Annotated in this window: 17 protein-coding genes; 10 read left to right on the top strand and 7 right to left on the bottom strand. The window is 70.1% G+C overall.

The window, feature by feature from the left end:
* The 4 genes from ACO1X9_RS07140 to ACO1X9_RS07155 all read left to right on the top strand — a co-directional run.
* A partial coding sequence (locus tag ACO1X9_RS07140; protein ID WP_486350129.1) for an ATP synthase beta subunit C-terminal domain-containing protein occupies positions 1 to 501 on the top strand: 501 nt, incomplete at its 5' end.
* Between the two features lie 2 nt (positions 502 to 503).
* Positions 504 to 776 carry a F0F1 ATP synthase subunit epsilon gene (locus ACO1X9_RS07145; RefSeq protein WP_486350130.1) on the top strand — a complete coding sequence of 91 codons (273 nt, stop codon included), beginning with the start codon at positions 504 to 506 and terminating at the stop codon, positions 774 to 776.
* A gap of 25 nt (positions 777 to 801) precedes the next feature.
* Entirely contained in the window at positions 802 to 1,329 is a 528-nt protein-coding gene (locus tag ACO1X9_RS07150; RefSeq protein ID WP_486350131.1) for a P-loop nucleotide/nucleoside kinase family protein, read from the top strand.
* Between the two features lie 4 nt (positions 1,330 to 1,333).
* Positions 1,334 to 2,074, top strand: a complete 741-nt coding sequence (locus tag ACO1X9_RS07155; RefSeq protein WP_486350132.1) for a YaaA family protein — start codon at positions 1,334 to 1,336, stop codon at positions 2,072 to 2,074.
* Here the strand turns inward: ACO1X9_RS07155 and ACO1X9_RS07160 are convergent.
* Together ACO1X9_RS07160 and ACO1X9_RS07165 are read right to left on the bottom strand one after the other, a co-directional pair.
* Positions 2,071 to 2,661 carry a DNA-3-methyladenine glycosylase I gene (locus ACO1X9_RS07160; protein WP_486350133.1) on the bottom strand — a complete coding sequence of 197 codons (591 nt, stop codon included), beginning with the start codon at positions 2,659 to 2,661 and terminating at the stop codon, positions 2,071 to 2,073. The genes ACO1X9_RS07155 and ACO1X9_RS07160 overlap by 4 nt on opposite strands.
* Positions 2,658 to 3,206: a methylated-DNA--[protein]-cysteine S-methyltransferase gene (locus ACO1X9_RS07165; RefSeq protein ID WP_486350134.1), complete on the bottom strand. Its 549-nt coding sequence runs from the start codon at positions 3,204 to 3,206 to the stop codon at positions 2,658 to 2,660. Before ACO1X9_RS07165 ends, ACO1X9_RS07160 begins: the two co-directional genes overlap by 4 nt.
* Before the next feature lie 106 nt (positions 3,207 to 3,312).
* Here ACO1X9_RS07165 and ACO1X9_RS07170 point away from each other — a divergent pair, with 106 nt between their 5' ends.
* Positions 3,313 to 4,272 carry an aldo/keto reductase gene (locus ACO1X9_RS07170; protein ID WP_486350135.1) on the top strand — a complete coding sequence of 320 codons (960 nt, stop codon included), beginning with the start codon at positions 3,313 to 3,315 and terminating at the stop codon, positions 4,270 to 4,272.
* Between the two features lie 3 nt (positions 4,273 to 4,275).
* Here ACO1X9_RS07170 and ACO1X9_RS07175 read toward each other — a convergent pair whose 3' ends face one another.
* From ACO1X9_RS07175 to ACO1X9_RS07195, 5 genes are all read right to left on the bottom strand, one after another.
* A complete protein-coding gene (locus ACO1X9_RS07175; RefSeq protein WP_486350136.1) occupies positions 4,276 to 4,803 on the bottom strand; it encodes a TspO/MBR family protein in 528 nt (175 codons plus the stop codon).
* A gap of 76 nt (positions 4,804 to 4,879) precedes the next feature.
* Positions 4,880 to 5,455, bottom strand: a complete 576-nt coding sequence (locus ACO1X9_RS07180) for a YceI family protein (protein WP_486350137.1) — start codon at positions 5,453 to 5,455, stop codon at positions 4,880 to 4,882.
* Between the two features lie 59 nt (positions 5,456 to 5,514).
* Positions 5,515 to 6,885: an NAD(P)/FAD-dependent oxidoreductase gene (locus tag ACO1X9_RS07185; RefSeq protein ID WP_486350138.1), complete on the bottom strand. Its 1,371-nt coding sequence runs from the start codon at positions 6,883 to 6,885 to the stop codon at positions 5,515 to 5,517.
* The gene (locus ACO1X9_RS07190) at positions 6,870 to 8,276 is read right to left on the bottom strand and encodes an aspartate aminotransferase family protein (RefSeq protein ID WP_486350139.1); all 1,407 of its coding nucleotides are present in this window, start codon (positions 8,274 to 8,276) and stop codon (positions 6,870 to 6,872) included. Before ACO1X9_RS07190 ends, ACO1X9_RS07185 begins: the two co-directional genes overlap by 16 nt.
* 26 nt (positions 8,277 to 8,302) lie before the next feature.
* Entirely contained in the window at positions 8,303 to 8,767 is a 465-nt protein-coding gene (locus tag ACO1X9_RS07195; RefSeq protein ID WP_486350140.1) for an Lrp/AsnC family transcriptional regulator, read from the bottom strand.
* A 114-nt stretch (positions 8,768 to 8,881) separates the two neighbouring features.
* Here ACO1X9_RS07195 and ACO1X9_RS07200 point away from each other — a divergent pair, with 114 nt between their 5' ends.
* The 5 genes from ACO1X9_RS07200 to ACO1X9_RS07220 all read left to right on the top strand — a co-directional run bounded on the left by ACO1X9_RS07200 (position 8,882) and on the right by ACO1X9_RS07220 (position 19,214).
* On the top strand, positions 8,882 to 10,318 hold the full coding sequence (locus ACO1X9_RS07200) for an aminobutyraldehyde dehydrogenase (RefSeq protein ID WP_486350141.1): 1,437 nt from the start codon (positions 8,882 to 8,884) through the stop codon (positions 10,316 to 10,318).
* A gap of 94 nt (positions 10,319 to 10,412) precedes the next feature.
* Positions 10,413 to 10,961, top strand: a complete 549-nt coding sequence (locus ACO1X9_RS07205; protein ID WP_486350142.1) for an FHA domain-containing protein — start codon at positions 10,413 to 10,415, stop codon at positions 10,959 to 10,961.
* A complete protein-coding gene (locus ACO1X9_RS07210; protein WP_486350143.1) occupies positions 10,958 to 11,782 on the top strand; it encodes a PP2C family protein-serine/threonine phosphatase in 825 nt (274 codons plus the stop codon). Before ACO1X9_RS07205 ends, ACO1X9_RS07210 begins: the two co-directional genes overlap by 4 nt.
* Positions 11,783 to 11,882: 100 nt before the next feature.
* Positions 11,883 to 13,313, top strand: a complete 1,431-nt coding sequence (locus ACO1X9_RS07215) for a serine/threonine-protein kinase (RefSeq protein WP_486350144.1) — start codon at positions 11,883 to 11,885, stop codon at positions 13,311 to 13,313.
* A 3-nt stretch (positions 13,314 to 13,316) separates the two neighbouring features.
* Complete coding sequence (locus ACO1X9_RS07220; RefSeq protein ID WP_486350145.1) at positions 13,317 to 19,214, top strand: Ig-like domain-containing protein; 5,898 nt, start codon at positions 13,317 to 13,319, stop codon at positions 19,212 to 19,214.
* Position 19,215 lies beyond the last annotated feature (1 nt).

Raw genomic sequence — 19,215 nt, forward strand, 5'->3', positions numbered from 1 at the left:
CCCGCCGACGACTACACCGACCCGGCGCCGGCCACGACCTTCGCGCACCTCGACGCGACGACCGAGCTCTCGCGTGAGATCGCGTCGAAGGGTCTCTACCCGGCCGTCGACCCGCTGTCGTCGACCTCGCGCATCCTCGACCCCCGCTACTTGGGCGAAGACCACTACCGCGTCGCGATCGCCGTCAAGGCGATCCTGCAGAAGAACAAGGAACTCCAGGAGATCATCGCCATCCTCGGTGTCGACGAGCTCTCCGAGGAGGACAAGATCACGGTGTCGCGTGCGCGCCGCATCCAGCAGTTCCTCTCGCAGAACACCTACATGGCGAAGAAGTTCACCGGCGTCGAGGGCTCGACCGTGCCGCTCAAGGAGACGATCGAGTCGTTCGACGCGATCGTCAAGGGCGACTTCGACCACGTGGCCGAGCAGGCGTTCTTCAACGTCGGCGGCATCTCCGACGTCGAGAAGGCCTGGGACCGGATCCAGAAGGAGAACGGCTGAGCATGGCCGACGCCAAGTCGCTGACGGTGAGTGTCGTCGCCGCCGACCACGAGGTGTGGTCGGGCGAGGCGAAGCAGGTCGTCGCGCGCACCACCGAAGGTGAGATCGGCCTCCTCGCCGGTCACGAGCCGATCCTGGCGGTGCTCGCCGCGGGTGAGGTGCGCATCACGCCGGTCGAGGGCGCCGTCATCACCGCGAACGCGGACGACGGCTTCCTCTCGGTGCAGAACGACACCGTCACGATCGTCGCCGGCCAGGCTACGCTCGTCTCCTGACGCCCGCCGCGTCAGGGTTCGGGGGATGAGCATGCTCGTCGTGATGGCCGGCCTTCCCGGCACAGGTAAGTCCACCGTCGCCGAGGCCGTCGGCGCGCGTCTCGCGCTTCCGGTCGTGTCGGTCGACCCGATCGAGTCCGCGATCCTCTCGGCGGGCATCGACGCCGACCAGCCGACCGGGCTCGCGGCCTACCTCGTCGCCGAGACGATCGCGGAGTCCGTCGTCTCGGGGGGTGGTGGCATCGTCGTCGACGCGGTCAACGCAGTCGAGCCCGCGCGCGAGCAGTGGGTGCGGCTCGCGGCGCGCCGTGGCATCCCGATCCGCTTCGTCGAGGTCGTGTGCTCCGATGCGGACGTGCACCGCGCACGCCTCGAGGCCCGCGGTCGCCAGCTCGCGCACATCGCCGAGCCCACGTGGCATGCCGTCGAGCAGAGTCTCGACGAGTGGGAGGCGTGGGGTGGCGAGTCCGGCGCCGTGCCGCGCATCACCGTCGACTCCGTGCATCCGGTTCCGACACTCGTCGACCAGGTGGTCGCGTTCGTGCGAGGCTGACGAGTTGCTCATCCTCCTGCCGCCGTCGGAGACCAAGCGCGACGGCGGGAGCGGCCCGCCGCCCGACCTCGCGACGCTGTCGTTCCCCGAGCTGACGTCGGCACGCAGACGGGTGCTCGCCGCGCTGAGGGCCCTCTCGCGCAACCTCGGTGCCGCGGCCGCGATGCTCAAGCTCGGACCGTCGAGCGCGACCGAGGCCGTCCGCAACCGCGTCATCGGCACGTCGCCGACGATGCCCGCGATCGATCGCTACGACGGCGTGCTCTTCGAGGAGTTGGATGCGGGGTCGCTCCCCGAGGAGGCGCGCCGATTCGCGGGGGAGCATCTCGCGATCGGCTCTGCGCTGTTCGGACTGACCGGAGCGCTCGACCTCATCCCCGCCTACCGTCTCTCGCACGACTCGCGGCTCCCCGGGACGACACTGCGCAAGGCCTGGGCACCCGCGGCCGGCGTGCTCGCCGTGCGCCCGGGACTCATCGTCGATCTGCGCTCCGAGGGGTACGCGGCGCTCCTGCCGATCCCGCGGCGGGACGACGCCGTCTACGTGCGAGTGATGGCGGACGACGGCGACGGCCGGAGACGCGCGCTCAACCACTTCAACAAGAAGGGCAAGGGTGCCTTCGCGCGGCGCCTGCTGCTGTCGGGGATCGACCACCCCGACGTGGACTCACTGTTCCGGTGGGCGTCTCGGGAAGGCATCCGCCTCGAGCGCGGCGCGCCGGGCGAGCTCGACCTCGTCGTCTAGGCCGTCGCGCGCCAGCAGCCCTCGAGGTGATCGTCGACGAGCCCCGCCGACTGCATGAGGGCGTACATCGTCGTCGGCCCGACGAACCGGAAGCCCAGCTTCTTCAGGTGCTTGCTGAGCGCCTCGGATTCCGGCGTCACGGCGGGGATGTCGCCCCACGTGCGCGGACGGGGGCGGGAGTCGGTGGGTGCGAACGACCAGACGACCCGGTCGAGCGCTCCGGGGTCGTCGGCGGTGAGCTCGCGGGTGGCGCGAGCATTGCCGATCGTCGCGAGCACTTTCGCGCGATTTCGGATGATGCGCTCGTCGAGCATCAGACGCTCGACGTCGGACTCGTCGTAGTCGGCGACGGCGTCGATGTCGAAGCCGTCGAAGGCCTCTCGGAACCCGGGGCGGCGACGCAGGATCGTGATCCAGGAGAGCCCCGCCTGGAAGCCCTCGAGCGAGATCTTCTCGAACACGGCCCGGTCGCCGTGCAGCGGGGTGCCCCACTCCTCGTCGTGATACCGGCGGTACTCGTCGTCGGTGCCGATCCAGCCGCAGCGTGCCCGACCGTCGTCGCCGACGATCAGCTCGGGTCGGCTCACGCGAGCACGGAGAGGTCGAGCTCGACGGCCGTTCCGCCTCGGGGGACTCGGTGAGGGATGCCTTCGTGCGCGAGCAGCCAGGACTTGGTGGGGATGCCCTCGCCGCCGCTGTAGCCCGTGATCATGCCCGAACTGCCGAGGATGCGGTGGCACGGCACGAGGATCGGCACCGGGTTCGCCCCGACGGCGCCGCCGACGGCGCGGCCCGCCGTGGCGCGTCCCGTGCCCCGGCCGAGGTCGCCGTACGACGCGATCTCGCCGAATCCGAGGTCGGAGATCTGCGCCCACACCGCGCGCTGGAACTCGGTGCCGCCGAGTCGGACCGGCACGTCGAAGTCGCGTCGCTCGCCCGCGAAGTACTGCTCGAGCTGGGCGATCGCGGCGTCGACGACGGCATCCGGGGCCTCGGGGAACTCGTCGTGCGGCAGCATCCCGTCGCGTTCGATCGAGAGCCCGACGATCGCCGAGCCGTCGCCGACGACCTCGAGGCGACCGATCGGGCTCGGCATGCGACGGAGGGCGACGGGGGCTGCGGAGGTGCTCATGGGTCCGAGCGTAGACGGCGCCACCGACCGCAGTTCGCGGGAATCGGACATTGCGCAGACCCTGGCCGGCCGGGCGGCTGGGGAGGACGACTCCTAGGCTGGGCTGATGGAGAAGCGCACCCTCGGACACGCCGGACCCCTCGTGAGCGTCGTCGGCCTCGGCTGCAACAACCTCGGGCGACCCGGCACTCTCACCTTCGATCAGGAGGGTACCGACGCCGTCGTGCACGCGGCGCTCGAGGCGGGGGTGACGTTCTTCGACACGGCCGACATCTACGGCGCGGAGTACGGACTGAGCGAGACCCGCCTCGGCGCAGCGCTCCGCGATCATCGGGATGAGGCCGTCATCGCGACGAAGTTCGGCCACTCCGAGTACCCGAGCCCGATCGCCGAGGTCGGTCCGAAGGGCGGGCGCGCCTATGTGCGCGCTGCGGTCGAGGGTTCGCTGTCGCGACTCGGGATCGAGCGTATCGACCTGTATCAGCTGCACAGTCCCGACCCGGCGACGCCGATCGCGGAGACCCTCGAAGCTCTCGACGAACTCGTCCACGAGGGCAAGATCGCGGCGATCGGAAACTCCAACTTCGACGGCGCGCAGCTCGCCGAGGCGGATGCCGAAGCCGCCCGGCTCGGCGGGGCACGATTCACGAGCGCGCAGAACCACTACAGCCTCCTCGCCCGTGGTGCGGAGATCGATGTCCTCCCCGCCGTCGAGCGTCTGGGTCTCGGGTTCCTGCCCTACTTCCCGCTCGCCAACGGGCTCTTCACCGGCAAGTTCTCGCGCGACACGCTGCCCGCCGACAGCCGCATCGGTCGCCAACGGCCCGAAGTGCACGAGAAGGCGCCCTGGCATGCCATCGAGGCGCTCGCAGCCTTCGCCGAGGCCCGCGGCGTCGGACTGCTCGAGGTGACCTTCGGGTGGTTGCTCGCGCGTCCGGCGCTCTCGAGCGTCATCGCGGGCGCGACCAGGCCGGAGCAGATCCGGGCGAACGCGGCGGCGGGCACGGCCTGGCGGCCGACCGAGGCGGAGGTCGCCGAGATCGACGCGTTGTTCCCGCGCGCCTGACCGTCAGCCGTTGAGGATCGCGTCGCCGATGTTGAGCGTCGTCGCGTAGAGCACCCACGCCCAGTACGGGATGAGCAGCACGGCCGCGAGTCGCCGCACGCGCCAGAACGACAGCATCGTCAGCAGCACGAGCACGTCGAGGGCGACGATGATCGCGGCCGCGATCCACAGTGCGGCGACGCCGACGGCGGGGAACAGCGCGAAGAACACGGGGGTCCAGAGCGCGTTGAGCACCAGTTGCACGACGTAGAGCGTCAGCGGGCGTCGGACGTCGACGCGGTGGCGCTCGCGCCAGACGAGCCACGCCGCGACCGACATGAGGCCGTAGAGCACCGTCCACACGGGCCCGAAGACGACGTTCGGCGGAGTCCAGAACACCTTCTCGGCGTCGGCGTACCAGCCGTCGACATGGGTGATGGTGGCGAGACTGCCGAGCCCCGCGACGGCGTAGGCGATGGCGAGGAACGCGACGAGCACAAGCGCGGAGCGCACGGGCGAGGGGCGGGACGTGGCCGCGGCGGGAGTCGTCATGCTCCGACGCTAGAGCAGCATGCGGCCGGGGCCGCGGGGGCTTGACGTCCGCCCCCGCGCACCTTCGGCGAACCGGTCAGTCGGTGGGCTGGAGGATGACCTGGAGGTCGATCTCGATCTTGACGTCGTCGCCCAGGGTGAGACCGCCGGCTTCGAGGGCGGCGTTCCAGCTCACGCCGAAGTCGTGGCGGTTGATGGTCGTCGTGGCGGAGGCGCCGGCCCGGGTGTTGCCGTAGCCGTCGGTCGCGATGCCGCCGAGCTCGCCCGTGAGCGTGATCTCGCGGGTGACTCCGCGCAGCGTGAGGTCGCCGACGATCGTGAAGTCGTCGCCGTCCCAGCTGCCGCCGGTCGAGTGGAAGGTCGCGGTCGGATGCTCGTCGACGAGGAAGAAGTCGCTCGTGCGGAGGTGCGCGTCGCGCTGCGCCTGGTTGGTGTTGACCGAGGCGATGTCGATCGTCGCGTCGATCGTGTGGATGCCGTCGGCGTCGTCGGGGGCCGTGACGATCGTCACGTCGAAGGTCTCGAAGGTGCCGCGCACCTTCGAGATCGCGAGGTGCTTCACGGTGAAGGAGATCTCGGCGTGCGTCGGGTCGAGCCTCCAGGTGCCGGCGACGAAGGCGGGATGGGTGGACAGTGTCTCTGTAGTTGCCATGTCATCCATAATGCATGACACGTCAACGATATTCCCGATCGCGACGCGCGCGCGCCGACTCAGTGGCCGACGAGCGGCCCCATGGCGCGGGCGACGAGCGACCCGCGACCCGTGATGCGCTCCTCGGCGTCGGCGTCCGACATCGCGAGCATCCCGGCGTTCGCCCCCAGGAAGCGCAGCGGCTCGGGTTCCCAGCTCGGCGACTCGTGTCCGACCCAGGGCAGACGGGTGAGTTCGGTGTCTTCGCCGGTGATCAGATCGGCGAGGGTGCGCCCGGCGAGGTTCGTCGTCGACAACCCGTCGCCCACGTAGCCGCCGGCGCGCCCGATGCGCGTCGTCGCGTCGTAGCCGACGGAGGCGTGCCAATCCCGCGGCACCCCGAGCGGACCTCCCCAGCGGTGGGTGACCGACGCCTCCGCCGCGCCGGGGAAGAGGTCGACGAGCGCGCGCCGCAGGTGCTCGAACACGCGCGGCACGCGGTCGTACTCCGGTCGGATGGCGCTACCCCAGTGGTAGCGCGCGCCCCGTCCGCCGAACGCGATCCTGTCATCGGCCGTGCGCTGCCCGTAGACGAGGAGGTGGCGGTAGTCGGTGAACGTCTGGCCGCGCTCGACCCGCGCTGAGTCCCAGAACGACGTCGGCAGCGGCTCCGTTGCGATCATGAGCGAGTAGAGGGGCAGGATGCGGCGGTGCGTCGCGGGGAAGGTCGCGGTATAGCCCTCGGTCGCCAGCACGACGTGCTCCGCGGTGACGACGCCCCGGGTCGTCGTCACCCGCCCGGTCGCGATACCGGTCACCGCGGTCTGCTCCAGGACGCGCGCGCCGCGAGACTCGAGCGCCGCCGCGAGTCCGCGCACGAGCTTCGCCGGGTGCAGGCTCGCGCAGTGGCGATCGAACGCCGCTCCGAGGGCGCCCGCGGCACCCACCTCGTCGGCGCCCCGCCATTCGACCTCGTCGACCCCGTAGGCGTCCGCCTGGGCGATCTCGCTCAGGGCCGCGCGCCGCTGCACGGCCGACCGCGCGTAGGCGAGCGTGCCGCCGCGCACGAAGTCGGCCCGGATGCCGGTCGACTCGAGCACTCGCCCGACCTCGCCGATCGTGCCGATCATCGCGCGCCGCATCGCGAGCGCCGCGTCGCGACCGTGCGCACGCTCGAGCGACCCGGTCGAACGGGGGAAGAGCGCGCTGCACCACCCGCCGTTACGGCCCGACGCGCCGAAGCCCGCGATCTCCTTCTCGAGCACGACGATGCGCAGTGACGGATCGCGGTCGAGCAGGTACCACGCCGTCCACAACCCGGTGAGGCCGGCCCCGACGATCGCGACGTCCGCCTCCACGTCGCCGTCGAGCCCCGCGCGCGGCGCCAGGTCGCCCGCGGTCTCGTGCCAGAACGACAGCCCCGAGTGGTCGACGCCTACAGCTTCGTCCACGCCTCGCTCAGCACGCCGCGCAGGATCTGGGTGATCTCGTCGAACTCGGGCTCGCCGATCGTGAGCGGCGGGGCGAGCTGCACGACGGGGTCGCCGCGGTCGTCGGCGCGGCAGTAGAGTCCCGCCTCGTAGAGCGCCTTGGACAGGAAGCCGCGCAGCAGTCGCTCCGACTCGGCGTCGTCGAAGGTCGTCTTCGTCGCCTTGTCCTTGACGAGTTCGATGCCGAAGAAGTACCCGTCACCGCGCACGTCGCCGACGATCGGCAGGTCGAGCAGCGTCTCGAGCTTCGCGCGGAAGACCGGCGACAGCGTCCGCACGCGCTCGTTGAGGCCCTCCTCCTCGAAGATGTCGAGATTCTCGAGCGCGACCGCCGACGAGACCGGGTGTCCGCCGAACGTGTAGCCGTGGTAGAAGGCTGTCGACCCGTGGCGGAACGGCTCGTACACCTTGTCGGAGACGATCGTCGCGCCGATGGGGGAGTAGCCCGAGGTCATCGCCTTCGCGCACGTGATCATGTCGGGTACGTAGCCGTAGGCGTCGCAGGCGAACATGTGGCCGACGCGGCCGAAGGCGCAGATGACCTCGTCCGAGACGAGCAGGACGTCGTACTTGTCGCAGATCTCGCGCACGCGCTGGAAATACCCCTTCGGCGGCGGGAAGCATCCACCCGAGTTCTGCACCGGTTCGAGGAACACCGCCGCGACCGTGTCGGCTCCCTCGAACTGGATCATCTCCTCGATGCGGTTCGCCGCCCAGAGGCCGAACTCCTCCTCGGTGCCGCCCGGGAAGCCCATCTCCTCGGCGCGGTACGCGTTGGTGTTCGGCACCCGGAACCCGCCCGGCGTGACCGGTTCGAACATCGCCTTCATGGCGGGGATGCCGGTGATCGCGAGCGCGCCCTGCGGCGTGCCGTGGTAAGCGACGAAACGCGAGATGACCTTCGTCTTGGTCGGCTGGCCCTGGAGCTTCCAGTAGTACTTCGCGAGTTTGAACGCGGTCTCGACCGCCTCGCCGCCTCCGGTCGAGAAGAAGACCCGGTTGAGGTCGCCGGGCGCGTAGTCGGCGAGTCGGTCGGCGAGCTCGATCGCGTTCGGGTGCGCGTACGACCAGATCGGGAAGAACGCGAGTTCCTCCGCCTGCTTCGCGGCGGCGGCGGCGAGCCGCTTCCGGCCGTGGCCCGCGTTGACGACGAAGAGCCCCGACAGGCCGTCGATGTACTTCTTGCCGGCGGAGTCCCAGATGTGGTGCCCCTCGCCCTTGACGATGATCGGCACGCCGTGCTCCTCGAGCACCGACTGGCGCGAGAAGTGCATCCAGAGGTGATCTTTCGCCTTCTGCTGCAGCGCGGAGTGGTCGAGGTCGGCCGGAATCGTCTGTTCGGAGATCGTCATGGCGTGTTTCCCTTCGTAGCCGGTGGCTACCGAGTGCCCCAGTTGTAGAACTGCTTGTGGAGTTTGAGGTAGACGAACGTCTCGGTCGACAGCACGCCGTCGATCGTGCGGATGCGCTGGTTGAGCAGCTCGATGAGGTCGTCGTCCGACTCGCAGACGACCTCGGCGAGGATGTCGAAGCTGCCCGCCGTGAGCACGACGTAGTCGATCGCCGGAATGCGTCCGAGCTCCTCCGCGACACTCACCGTGTCGCCGGTCACCTTGAGGCCGATCATGGCCTGACGGTAGAAGCCGAGCTGCATCGGATCGGTGACCGCCACGACCTGCATGACGCCGGCATCCGTGAGCTTCTGAACGCGCTGGCGCACCGCCGCCTCGGAGAGTCCGACGGCCTTGCCGATCTCGGCGTACGACCGTCGGCCGTCCTCCTGGAGCTGCTCGATGATCCCCTTGGAGACGTCGTCGAGCGCTACCGTCTTCGCGCGCGCCATGTTCCGATCATGGCAGCCTGGGAGGGGTCATTCAAGCGAATCCGCAATCTGGGAGCCCTCTGAGTGACGAAATCCGCAGTTTCTATCGGTTGCCGCGCGAAGTAGGGTGGGCGCATGGCCGACCGCACGCTCAAGAATTTCATCAACGGTGAGTACGTCGACGCGAAGGGCGACAGCTCCTTCCCCGTCGTCGACCCCGCGTCGGAGGAGACCTACGCGACCTCACCCGTCTCGGGTGCGGCCGACGTCGACGCCGCCTATGCCGCGGCCGCCGCGGCGTTCGAGGAGTGGGGCGAGTCGATCCCGGCCGAGCGGCAGCTCGCGCTGTTCCGCATCGCCGACGAGATGGAGAAGCGTGCCGACGAGTTCGCCGACCTCGAGTCGCAGGACACGGGGAAGCCGCGTACGACCCTCGTCGATGACGAGATCTCGCTCTCCGTCGACCAGCTCCGCTTCTTCGCAGGCGCCGCTCGCAACCTCGAGGGCCGCGCCACAGCCGAGTACATGAAGGACCACACGTCGTCGATCCGTCGCGAGCCGATCGGCGTCATCGGCCAGGTGACCCCGTGGAACTATCCGCTCAACATGGCCGTGTGGAAGATCGCGCCGGCGATCGCCGCCGGCAACACGACGGTGCTCAAGCCGAGCGACACGACACCGCAGTCGACGCTCCTGCTCGCCGAGATCGCGGCGGAGTTCCTACCGAAGGGCGTGCTCAACGTGATCACGGGCGACCGCACGACCGGCGGACTCATGATCGACCACAAGACGCCGCAGATGGTGTCGATCACCGGTTCGGTGCGTGCCGGCATGGAGGTCGCGAAGGCGGCCTCCGCCGATCTCAAGCGCGTGCACCTCGAGCTCGGCGGCAAGGCGCCCGTCATCGTGTTCCCGGATGCCGACATGGCCAAGGCGGCGGAGGGGATCGCGATCGCGGGCTACTTCAACGCCGGTCAGGACTGCACGGCGGCGACGCGCGTGCTCGTGCACCGTGATGCGCACGACGCGTTCGTCGCCGCGCTCGCCGCCTACGTCGCGGACAACGTCTCCACCGGCGACCCGAAAGACCCGGACACGTTCTTCGGCCCGGTCAACAACATCCACCAGATGGAGCGCGTGCTCGGGATGCTGAACGGCCTCCCGTCGCACGCGAACGTCGTGACGGGCGGTGGCCGCAAAGACGGCAAGGGCTACTTCATCGAGCCGACGATCGTCGACGCGCTGAAGCAGGACGACGACGCCATCCAGAACGAGATCTTCGGCCCCGTCATCACGGTGCAGACGTTCTCCGACGAAGCCGAGGCCCTCGCGTGGGCGAACGGCGTCGAGTACGGCCTCTCGTCGAGTGTGTGGACGTCCGACCACGGTCGCGCGATGCGCTTCGCGAAGCACCTCGACTTCGGTTGCGTGTGGATCAACACCCACATCCCGCTCGTCGCCGAGATGCCGCATGGCGGCTTCAAGCACTCCGGCTACGGCAAGGACCTCTCGATGTACGGCTTCGAGGACTACACGCGCATCAAGCACGTCATGAGCTATATCGCCGAGTGACTCCTGCGCGCGGCGGTGGGCGACTGCCGCGCGGAGGGCGTTAGATAGTCGAGTGCACGGTGACCTCGACGACACACGTCTCGCGGTTCCGCGCATGCCGCAGCCCGAACCGGCCACGGACGACCTCGACGACACCGTCGTGCGCGGGACCGCGCCCGCACCGCCGGCGCTGGTCGAACCACCGCAGCCCGAACCCCGCGCCGTGCCGACGGTCCTCCCACCCGCGCTCGCCCCCGTCGTCCCGTCGACCGACATCGACGAGCCTGGCCCCTCGACATCGCCGCCCTTCCGGGCACGCCTCGCGAACGGCACCGAACTGCCCATCGACGGTCCCGTCTACCTCGGCCGCAAGCCGAGCCCCCCGCGCATCCACACCGGACCGCCGCCGAGGCTCGTGACGTTCCCGTCTCCCAGCCGCGAGCTCTCCGCGACGCACCTCGAGCTGCGCGTCGTCGGCGGCTCCCTCATCGCGAGCGACATGCGCTCGACCAACGGCACCGTCGTGCGGCTGCCCCGCTCGGCCCCACGCACGCTCATCCGCGGGGAGTCCGTGGTCGTCGTGCCCGGCACCCGCATCGATCTCGGCGACGGCGCCGTCCTCGACATCCTCGACCCCGCCGTCGACGAGGGGGAGGTCTCGTGAGCAGCGTCGGCCGTGACCGCACCGGCTACAAGCTCGCCGTCCCGGGGCGCCGTCGCGGCTTCGTGCTCGACTGGGCGGGGCGCAGCGACGTCGGTCGGAAGCGCACCGTCAACGAAGACAGCGTGCTCGTCGGGCCTCCGGTGTTCGCCGTCGCCGACGGGATGGGCGGTCATGCCGCGGGCGACAGGGCCAGCGCCGCCGTCGTCGAGCGCCTCGCGGCGCTGCGAGGGGAGGCCGACCAGGACTACGTCGAACTCGGTCGTCTCGACGAGGCACTGGCCGCCGCGGCGGGAGACATCGACGAGTTCTCGGCCCACATCCCGATCGGCGCGGGGACGACGGTGACGGGGGCGATCCTCGCGCTCCAGGACGGCGAACCCCACTTCGCGGTGTTCAACATCGGCGACAGTCGCGTCTACAGCTGGGGCGACGGCGAGTTCCGCCGGGTCACGCGCGATCACTCGGTCGTACAAGAACTCGTCGACGCCGGCCTGCTCCACGCGGACGATGCCGAGGACCACCCCGAGAGCAACGTCATCACGCGCGCCGTCGGCTTCCGCGACGACCCACATCCCGATGTGTGGATGCTGCCGGTGCAGCCCGGGATGCGGCTGCTCCTGTGTTCCGACGGGCTCACCAAGGAGCTCGATGACGCCCGCATCCGGAGCGTGCTCGCCGACGGCGGCTCCGCGGCGGAGACCGCGGACGTGCTCATGGATGCTGCGCTCGCGGCGGGCGGTCGCGACAACGTCACCGTCGTCGTGATCGACGTCGCGACGCCCGCGCCGAAGCCGCGCAAGGACAGCGCAGACGGCGCGTAGCATCCCCCGCGGTCCTGCGGAAACCCCCGTTCGAGCGGCGGTCTTCCGCAGATCGTCCACCTAGAATAGGGCGACCCGCGCATGGAGAAGGGGGGTCTTCATGGCGAGGCGCCTGCCCTCCCAGCCCCCGGTGCTGCCCGGATTCTCCTACGTCCACATCCTGGGCTCCGGCGGCTTCGCCGACGTGTTCCTCTATGAGCAGAACATGCCGCGTCGTCAGGTCGCCGTCAAGGTCATGCTGAGCGAGGTCGTCAACGATCAGGTGCGCCAGATGTTCCAAGCCGAGGCGAACCTCATGGCGCAGCTCTCGGCGCACCCCTCGATCCTGACCGTGTACGAGGCGAGCGTGTCGAGCGACGGCCGACCGTATCTCGTCATGGAGCTGTGCTCGTCGAGCCTGTCGGAGCGCTACCGGCGTGAGCGCATCCCGGTGCCCGAGGTGTTGCGCGTCGCGGTGAAGATCGGCTCGGCGATCGAGACCGCCCACCGCGCGGGCGTGCTGCACCGAGACATCAAGCCCTCCAACATCCTCATGACCGCGTACGGGCACCCCGTGTTGTCCGACTTCGGCATCGCCTCGACGCTCACGTCGCAGCGCGAGGAGGACTCCGTCGGCCTGTCGATCCCGTGGTCGGCCCCGGAAGTGCTGCTCGACGAGACCTCCGGCACGATCGGCAGCGAGGTGTGGGCGCTCGCCGCGACCGTGTACTCGCTGCTGGCCGGACGCTCACCGTTCGAAGACCCGAACGGTTCCAACAGCAGCAGCGACCTCATGGCTCGGATCGCGCGCGCCAAGCCGCAGGCGATCGGCCGCACCGACGTTCCGGCGAGCCTCGAAGCCCTGCTGCGTCGTGCGATGTCCCGGCGCCCCGAGAACCGCCCGGCGAGCGTCATCGAACTCGTGCGCGAACTGCAGACCATCGAGGCCGAGCTCGGCGTGCCGCAGACGCCGCTCGAGGTCGCCATGGACGAGTGGGCGCTCGGCACGGTCGCCGACCTCGAAGACCGCACGCGCCTGCGCCCCGTTCCCGGTGCCGGCAACGCCCCGTCGCCTCGGCGTCGGCGGCGTCGCGCGGCGGGCGCAGGGGAGTACGCGGGAATCGGCACGGTGCGCGAGGCGACGCCCCCGCCGCGGCGCTTCTCGCACAGCAGACCCGCCGCCCCTCAGCGCGGCGTGCAGGCCGTCACGTGGCTCCTCATCGCCTCGGCCGTGCTCGTCATGGCGCTCGGGGCGACGGCGCTCGTCGTGCTCCTGCGCGCCTCCACCGACGACGGCATCCCCGTCGTCACCGACATCTCCGCCCGCGAGACCGACGGCACGGTCGAGTTCTCCTGGCCCGACCCGGGCATCGCGACGGGAGACCTCTACGAGATCGAGGTCGGCGGGATCCGCACCGCCACCCAGGCGCAGCCGCGCTTCGTCGTCGACGCGGCCCCGGGCGAGACGGTGTGTGTCGCGGTGACCGTCAACCGCCAGGGCAAGACCGGCGGTCAGAGCGCGGAGAAGTGCGTCGACGTCTCGGATGAGTGAACGATGAGCATCCGATCCTGGATCGCGGCACACCGCTCGCTCGTTGCCACGGCGACGAGCGGCACCGTGGTCGCCGCTCTCGTGGCGGGCTTCGCGATCACGTCCACGGGATACACCGCGCAGAAGCTCGACCTCGGCGACGGCTCGGTCTGGGTCGCCAACGGCACCCTCCAGGCGGTGGGCCGCGCGAATCCGGAGGTGCTCGAGCTCAACTCCGTCGTGCGCACGGCGGGCACCGACCTCGAGGTCGTGCAGCAGGGCACCACCGTGCTCGTCGTCGACCACGCCAACGCGACCGTGCAGCTCGTCGACCCCGCGACGTCGACGCTGGGGGAGTCGACGGCGCTGCCGCCCGAAGACGCCCAGGTGTTCCTCGCCGGGACGCGCGTCGTCATCCATGCCGCGGGCACCGGGGAACTCTGGATCGTACCGATCCCCGAATTGCAGGACTTCGACGCGGCTCAGCCCACGTCGCTGAGCCTCGGCCTCGACTCCGTCGTGAGCGTCGCACCCGACGGCACGCTGTTCGCCTATTCCGCCGACCTCGACGAGGTGTTCCGGGTCGACGCCGCGCGCACCGACACGGTCGACGCGACCTGGACCGCGGGACTGCCGGATGCCGAAGCGGTGCAGGTCACGTCGGTCGGCAGCAGCTGGGCGGTCATCGACGAGGCAGGGCGTCGGGTGGCGCTCGAGCGCGGCATCGTCGATCTCGCGGACTTCGTGGCCCCGGGCGGTGCGGTCGTCCCGCAAGAAGCCTCGGATGACGGCGATCGTCTGTTGCTCGGCATCGACGGCAGCCTGCTCTCCGTCCCGCTCAGCGGCGCCGCGGTCGTGCCCCTCGTCGAAGGCGAGGACGGCGCCCCCGCCCGACCGCTCCGGGTCGACGGGTGCGAGTACGGCGCGTGGTCCTCCGGCAGCGCGTGGCGCCGCTGCGCGGGCGACGGCGAGGGCGTCACGCTGTCGCTCGAGGGCCCGACCTCCGGCACGCTCGACTTCGCCGTCAACGTCGACCGGGTCGTGCTCAACGACGTACGGCGCGGCAGCACGTGGGCCGTGCAGGACGACGCGCAGCTGATCGACAACTGGGACGACCTCCTCGTCGAGGACCCGGACGAGGAGGTCGAGCAGAACGACGAGAACGTTCCGCCGACCGTCGAAGAGGAGCAGCGGCCGCCCGTCGCCCTCGACGACGCGTTCGGCGCTCGGCCGGGCCGCGCGACCGTGCTGCCCGTGCTGCTCAACGACTACGACCCGAACGCCGACGTGCTCGTGATCGCGCAGGTCGACCCCCTCGATGAGGACCTCGGGCGCCTCGACCTGGTGACCCGCAACCAACAACTCCAGCTCACCCTCACCGACGCGGCGCGGGGCACCATCTCGTTCCGGTACACGATCAGCGACGGCCGGGGCGGTACGGCCACCGCGACCGTCACCGTGACGGTGCGCGACGACTCGGAGAACTCGCCGCCGGTGCAGATGCGCACCACCCGCACCGAGGTCGCCGCCGGGGGACGCGTGACGACACAGGTGCTGGGCGACTGGGTCGACCCCGACGGCGATGCCTTCTACCTGACGACGGCGGCGACGCCGGCGCCCGATCAGGTGAGCCACAAGCCCGACGGCGTCGTCGTCTTCTCCGACTCCGGGCAGGGCGGCGACCTCAAGTCGGTGACCCTCGTCGTCACCGACGGTGCCGGGGAGTCCAGCGGCAGCCTCTCGATCGGTGTGAGCCCGGCGGGGCAGCTCCCCATCGTCATCGAGCCCTGGGTCGCGCTCGCGACGGCGGGGCAGGAGATCACCGTCCGTCCGATGTCGCACGTGCGGGGCGGCAACGGCACCCTTCGGCTCAACGCCGTTCCCGAGCGCGCGGGTGCGACCATCACTCCGAGCTTCGAGGCGGGGACCTTCACCTTCGTGAGCGACGAGGTGCGCACGCACTACGTCGAGTTCACCGTGACCGATGGCGACCAGACGGCGACGGGCCTCCTGCGCATCGACGTCGCGGCGCCGCCGGACGCCAACACCCGACCGATCACGGTGCCGCGCACGGTCTTCATCACGACGCTCTCGAGCGACACGGTCGATCCGACGACGACCGACATCGACCCCGCCGGTGGCGTGCTCGTCGTGACCGGAGTCTCGAACGACGCGGTGGGCGTGCGTGCCGAAGTGCTCGACCAGCGTCAGGTGCGCATCACGCTCACGGCGCCGCTCGAGGGTCGCAGCGTCGACGTCGGCTATCGCATCAGCAACGGTCTGGCGGACGCCGTGGGCACGATCACCGTCGTGGAGATCCCCGAGCCCGACCAGCTCCAGCCCCCCGTGGCGCTCGACGACACGGCGACCGTGCGGGTCGGCGACGTCGTCGACATCCCCGTGCTCGACAACGACGAGCAGCCCGAAGGCAAGCCGATCACCCTCCTCGCCGAACTCGCCGAGCAGCTGCCCGACGATGCGGGTCTGCTCTTCGTGTCGGGCGACAGGCTCCGCTATCTCGCGCCCGAGACCGCGGGCAACTACGTCGCGGTCTACAGCATCGAGTCGGGCGGCCAGCGCGCGGAGGGCCGCGTCACGATCTCCGTGCGCGAGGAGAACGAGGCGACGAACAACCCGCCGGTGCCACGGCGCGTGACCGCTCGCGTGCTCGCGGGCGAGACGGTGCGCATCCAGATCCCCCTGAGCGGCGTCGATCCCGACGGCGACTCGGTGCAGCTCATCGGCATCACGAGCAACCCCGAGAAGGGCTCCGTGCTGAGCACGGGGTCGACCTTCATCGAGTTCGAGGCGGGTGAGTACTCCTCCGGCACCGACCAGTTCACCTACGCGCTGGTCGACAGCCTGGGAGCCCGTGCCGAGGGCACCGTGCGCGTGGGCATCAGCCCGCGACTGGATGGCGCGCGCAACCCGGTCGCGAACGCCGACACGGTCTCGGTGCGCCCCGATCGCACCGTGAGCGTCCAGGTGCTGGCGAACGACTCCGATCCCGACGGCAGCCCGCTGCGTGTCGTGTCGGCCATTCCCAATTCGGAGGGGACGACGGTCGAGATCGTCGACGACGCCGTGCTCGACATCACACCGCCCGACGAGCCGGGCGAGTACTCGGTGATCTACACCATTCAGAACGAGTACGGGGGCACGAGCCAGAACTTCGTGAGCGTGCGCGTCGACCCGGACGCGCCGCTGTCGTACCCGCTCGCCGAGGACACCGTGCTCACCGCGAGCGACGTCGTCGACAGGTCGACCGTCGACGTCGATGTGCTCGACAACGTGTTCTTCGCCGACGGTGATGTGGGCGATCTCGGCGTCGCGCTGCTCCCGGGCTTCACGACGACCGCCGAGTTGCTCTCCGACAAGCACATCCGCGTCGTGATCGGCGACGAGAGCCAGATCATCCCGTTCTCGGTCTCCCACCCCGACGACGACTCGATCCGATCGTTCGCCTTCATCTGGGTGCCCGGATACGACGACGCGCTGCCGCAACTCGACCGCACGGCGCCGCTCCTCACGGTCGCCAGCGAGCAGCCGCTCACGATCGACCTGAACGACTACGTCATCACGCTGCGCGGTCAGGGCGTGCGGCTCACCGACTCGAGCACGGTGCGCGCGACGCACTCCAACGGCGACGACCTCGTCGTCGACGCCAACACCCTCGTCTACACGTCGGCGGATCTCTACTTCGGGCCTGCGTCGATCACGTTCGAGGTCACCGACGGTGCGAGCGCGAGCGACCCGAACGGCCGCCGCGCCATCCTGACCCTCCCGATCGACGTACAGCCGCGCGAGAACCAGCCGCCCGTCTTCATCGGCGCCGACGTGACCTTCGAGCCGGGTCAGACGAAAGAGCTCGACCTCGTCCGGCTCACCAACTACCCGTACGACGACATCGACGAGCTCGAGTACGCGGTCATCGACCCGCTCCCGGAGGGCTTCAGCTTCGAGCTCAACGGCCAGCGTCTCGTGCTGCGGGCGTCGAACAGCGTCGCCAAGGGCACCGTCACCGACATCACGCTCACCGTCAACGACGACGCCAATCAGGGGCGGGCGGGACGCATCCGACTCGAAGTCGTGCCGTCGACCCTGCCGCTCGTGACGCCGGTCGCCGACAGTTCGGTCACGCCGCGGGGCACGACGACGACGATCGACGTGCTCGCGAACGACGAGGTGAACAACCCGTTCCCCGGGGAGCCGTTGCAGGTCGTCGACATCCGCGGACTCGACGGCGCCGCGATCCCGGAGGGCGTCACCATCACCCCGAGCGCCGACCGGTCTCGACTGACGGTCACCGTGGCGTCGACCGCGGCCCCGATCGATACGAGCCTCCAGTACCAGGTCGCCGACGCGACGCAGGATCGCGATCGCTATGTCTGGGGCACGATCACGATCTCGGTGCAGGACGTTCCGGATGCCGTCACCGGTGTCGCCGTGAGCGAGTTCGGCGACCGCCTGCTCAAGCTCTCCTGGTCGCCGGGCGTGTTCAACAACTCGCCGATCGAGCGCTACGAGGTCACCATGACCTCGGTGGCCACCGACGAGGTGCTCTCCGTCACGGAGTGCACGAGCTCGGTGAACTGCGCGCTCACGACGCCGGGCAACGGGCCCGGCAACGCCGTGCGGCTCTCGGTCGTCGCGATCAACGCGATCGGTCCCTCCGCGTCGACCGCGCTGTCCGGCTCGATCTGGTCAGACGTCATCCCGCCGCCGCCCACCGCACTCGACTCGACGCCGCTCGACCAGGGTCTCCGGGTGATCTGGCGCAAGCCCGCCGACGCGGGCGGGAGCCCGATCGAGCAGTACGTCGTGACGGTGGGCCCGCTCCAGCAGGTCGTCACGGTGAACCCGTCCGACCCGGTGGGGACGCTGTACACCGCGAACCTGAGTGGCCCGGCGATCCCGAACGCCAGCGCCGTCGGCTTCTCGGTGAGCGCTCGCAACAGCGCGCCGAACTCGCTCGCCACCTGGAATCAGGCGAGCGGCGTCGGGGTGCCGGCGGGTCCGCCGACACTCGCCGGTCCGACCGTCTCCGCATCGGCCTCGATCACCGACGGCTCGACCGCGAGCGCGTCGTGGGCGGGCGTGTTCGGCGACAACGGCGCACCGGTGACGAAGTACTACGCGCTCGTGCGCAGCGACGGCTCGACGCCGGTGTGCACCGTCACGGGCGTCGAGAACGGCGCGCCGAGCGTCAGCCCGCCCGGCGGCAGCCAGGCGCTCGGCGCCGGCACGACCTCGCCCAGCTTCGGCGGCCTGTCGGCGAACCAGACCTACACGATCTGGGTGTTCGCCTACAACGGCCAGGGCTGCACGCCGGCGTCGCCCGTGCAGGTGACGCCGCGCGCCGTGCCCGGTCAGGTCACATCGATCACGGCGCCCATCGAAGAGAACGGCGTCGGCGGCGAGTTCTTCGACGCGCGGCTCACCGCTTTCGGCATCTCGAGCGGTTCGACGGATGCCGACACGTTCACGTTCAAGATCGGCGAGGGCGGCAGCGAGAGCGCGATCCTCCCGCTCGGGTCGTACCTCACGTCGAGCAACGCGAGCCACTACGGGCAGCCGCTCACGGTCTACGTGAAGGCGTGTCGCGCGTATCCCGAGGCGACGTTGTGCAGCACGTCGTGGTCTCCCGCGTTCGCGCTGGGCACGCCCGTGCGCAACTCGACGCCCGCGGGGCTCGTCCACGACGCGGACCTGCTGAGCGGCGCGTGGAGCTGGACGAGCATCCCGGGTCCCGGCTACACGGCCGTCGACTACCGCTGCTCGCCCGGCAACAACGCCGATGGCTGGGCGCCCATGCCCGAGACCGGCTCGTGCGACACCGGACTGCTCGGCGCCGACCTGCGCGTCCGCATCACCGCCAACGACACGACCTATGAACGAAGCTATTCCTCGTTCGACTACTAGT

It is taken from the genome of Pseudolysinimonas sp. (assembly GCF_057350545.1).

Excerpts from the sequence above, each read along its gene's own strand:
- ACO1X9_RS07145 (WP_486350130.1), top strand. The coding sequence starts at position 504 with ATGGCCGACGCCAAGTCGCTGACGGTGAGTGTCGTCGCCGCCGACCAC.
- ACO1X9_RS07150 (WP_486350131.1), top strand. The coding sequence starts at position 802 with ATGAGCATGCTCGTCGTGATGGCCGGCCTTCCCGGCACAGGTAAGTCC.
- ACO1X9_RS07165 (WP_486350134.1), bottom strand. The coding sequence starts at position 3,206 with ATGAGCACCTCCGCAGCCCCCGTCGCCCTCCGTCGCATGCCGAGCCCG.
- ACO1X9_RS07170 (WP_486350135.1), top strand. The coding sequence starts at position 3,313 with ATGGAGAAGCGCACCCTCGGACACGCCGGACCCCTCGTGAGCGTCGTC.
- ACO1X9_RS07175 (WP_486350136.1), bottom strand. The coding sequence starts at position 4,803 with ATGACGACTCCCGCCGCGGCCACGTCCCGCCCCTCGCCCGTGCGCTCC.
- ACO1X9_RS07180 (WP_486350137.1), bottom strand. The coding sequence starts at position 5,455 with ATGGCAACTACAGAGACACTGTCCACCCATCCCGCCTTCGTCGCCGGC.
- ACO1X9_RS07190 (WP_486350139.1), bottom strand. The coding sequence starts at position 8,276 with ATGACGATCTCCGAACAGACGATTCCGGCCGACCTCGACCACTCCGCG.
- ACO1X9_RS07195 (WP_486350140.1), bottom strand. The coding sequence starts at position 8,767 with ATGGCGCGCGCGAAGACGGTAGCGCTCGACGACGTCTCCAAGGGGATC.
- ACO1X9_RS07200 (WP_486350141.1), top strand. The coding sequence starts at position 8,882 with ATGGCCGACCGCACGCTCAAGAATTTCATCAACGGTGAGTACGTCGAC.
- ACO1X9_RS07205 (WP_486350142.1), top strand. The coding sequence starts at position 10,413 with ATGCCGCAGCCCGAACCGGCCACGGACGACCTCGACGACACCGTCGTG.
- ACO1X9_RS07215 (WP_486350144.1), top strand. The coding sequence starts at position 11,883 with ATGGCGAGGCGCCTGCCCTCCCAGCCCCCGGTGCTGCCCGGATTCTCC.
- ACO1X9_RS07220 (WP_486350145.1), top strand. The coding sequence starts at position 13,317 with ATGAGCATCCGATCCTGGATCGCGGCACACCGCTCGCTCGTTGCCACG.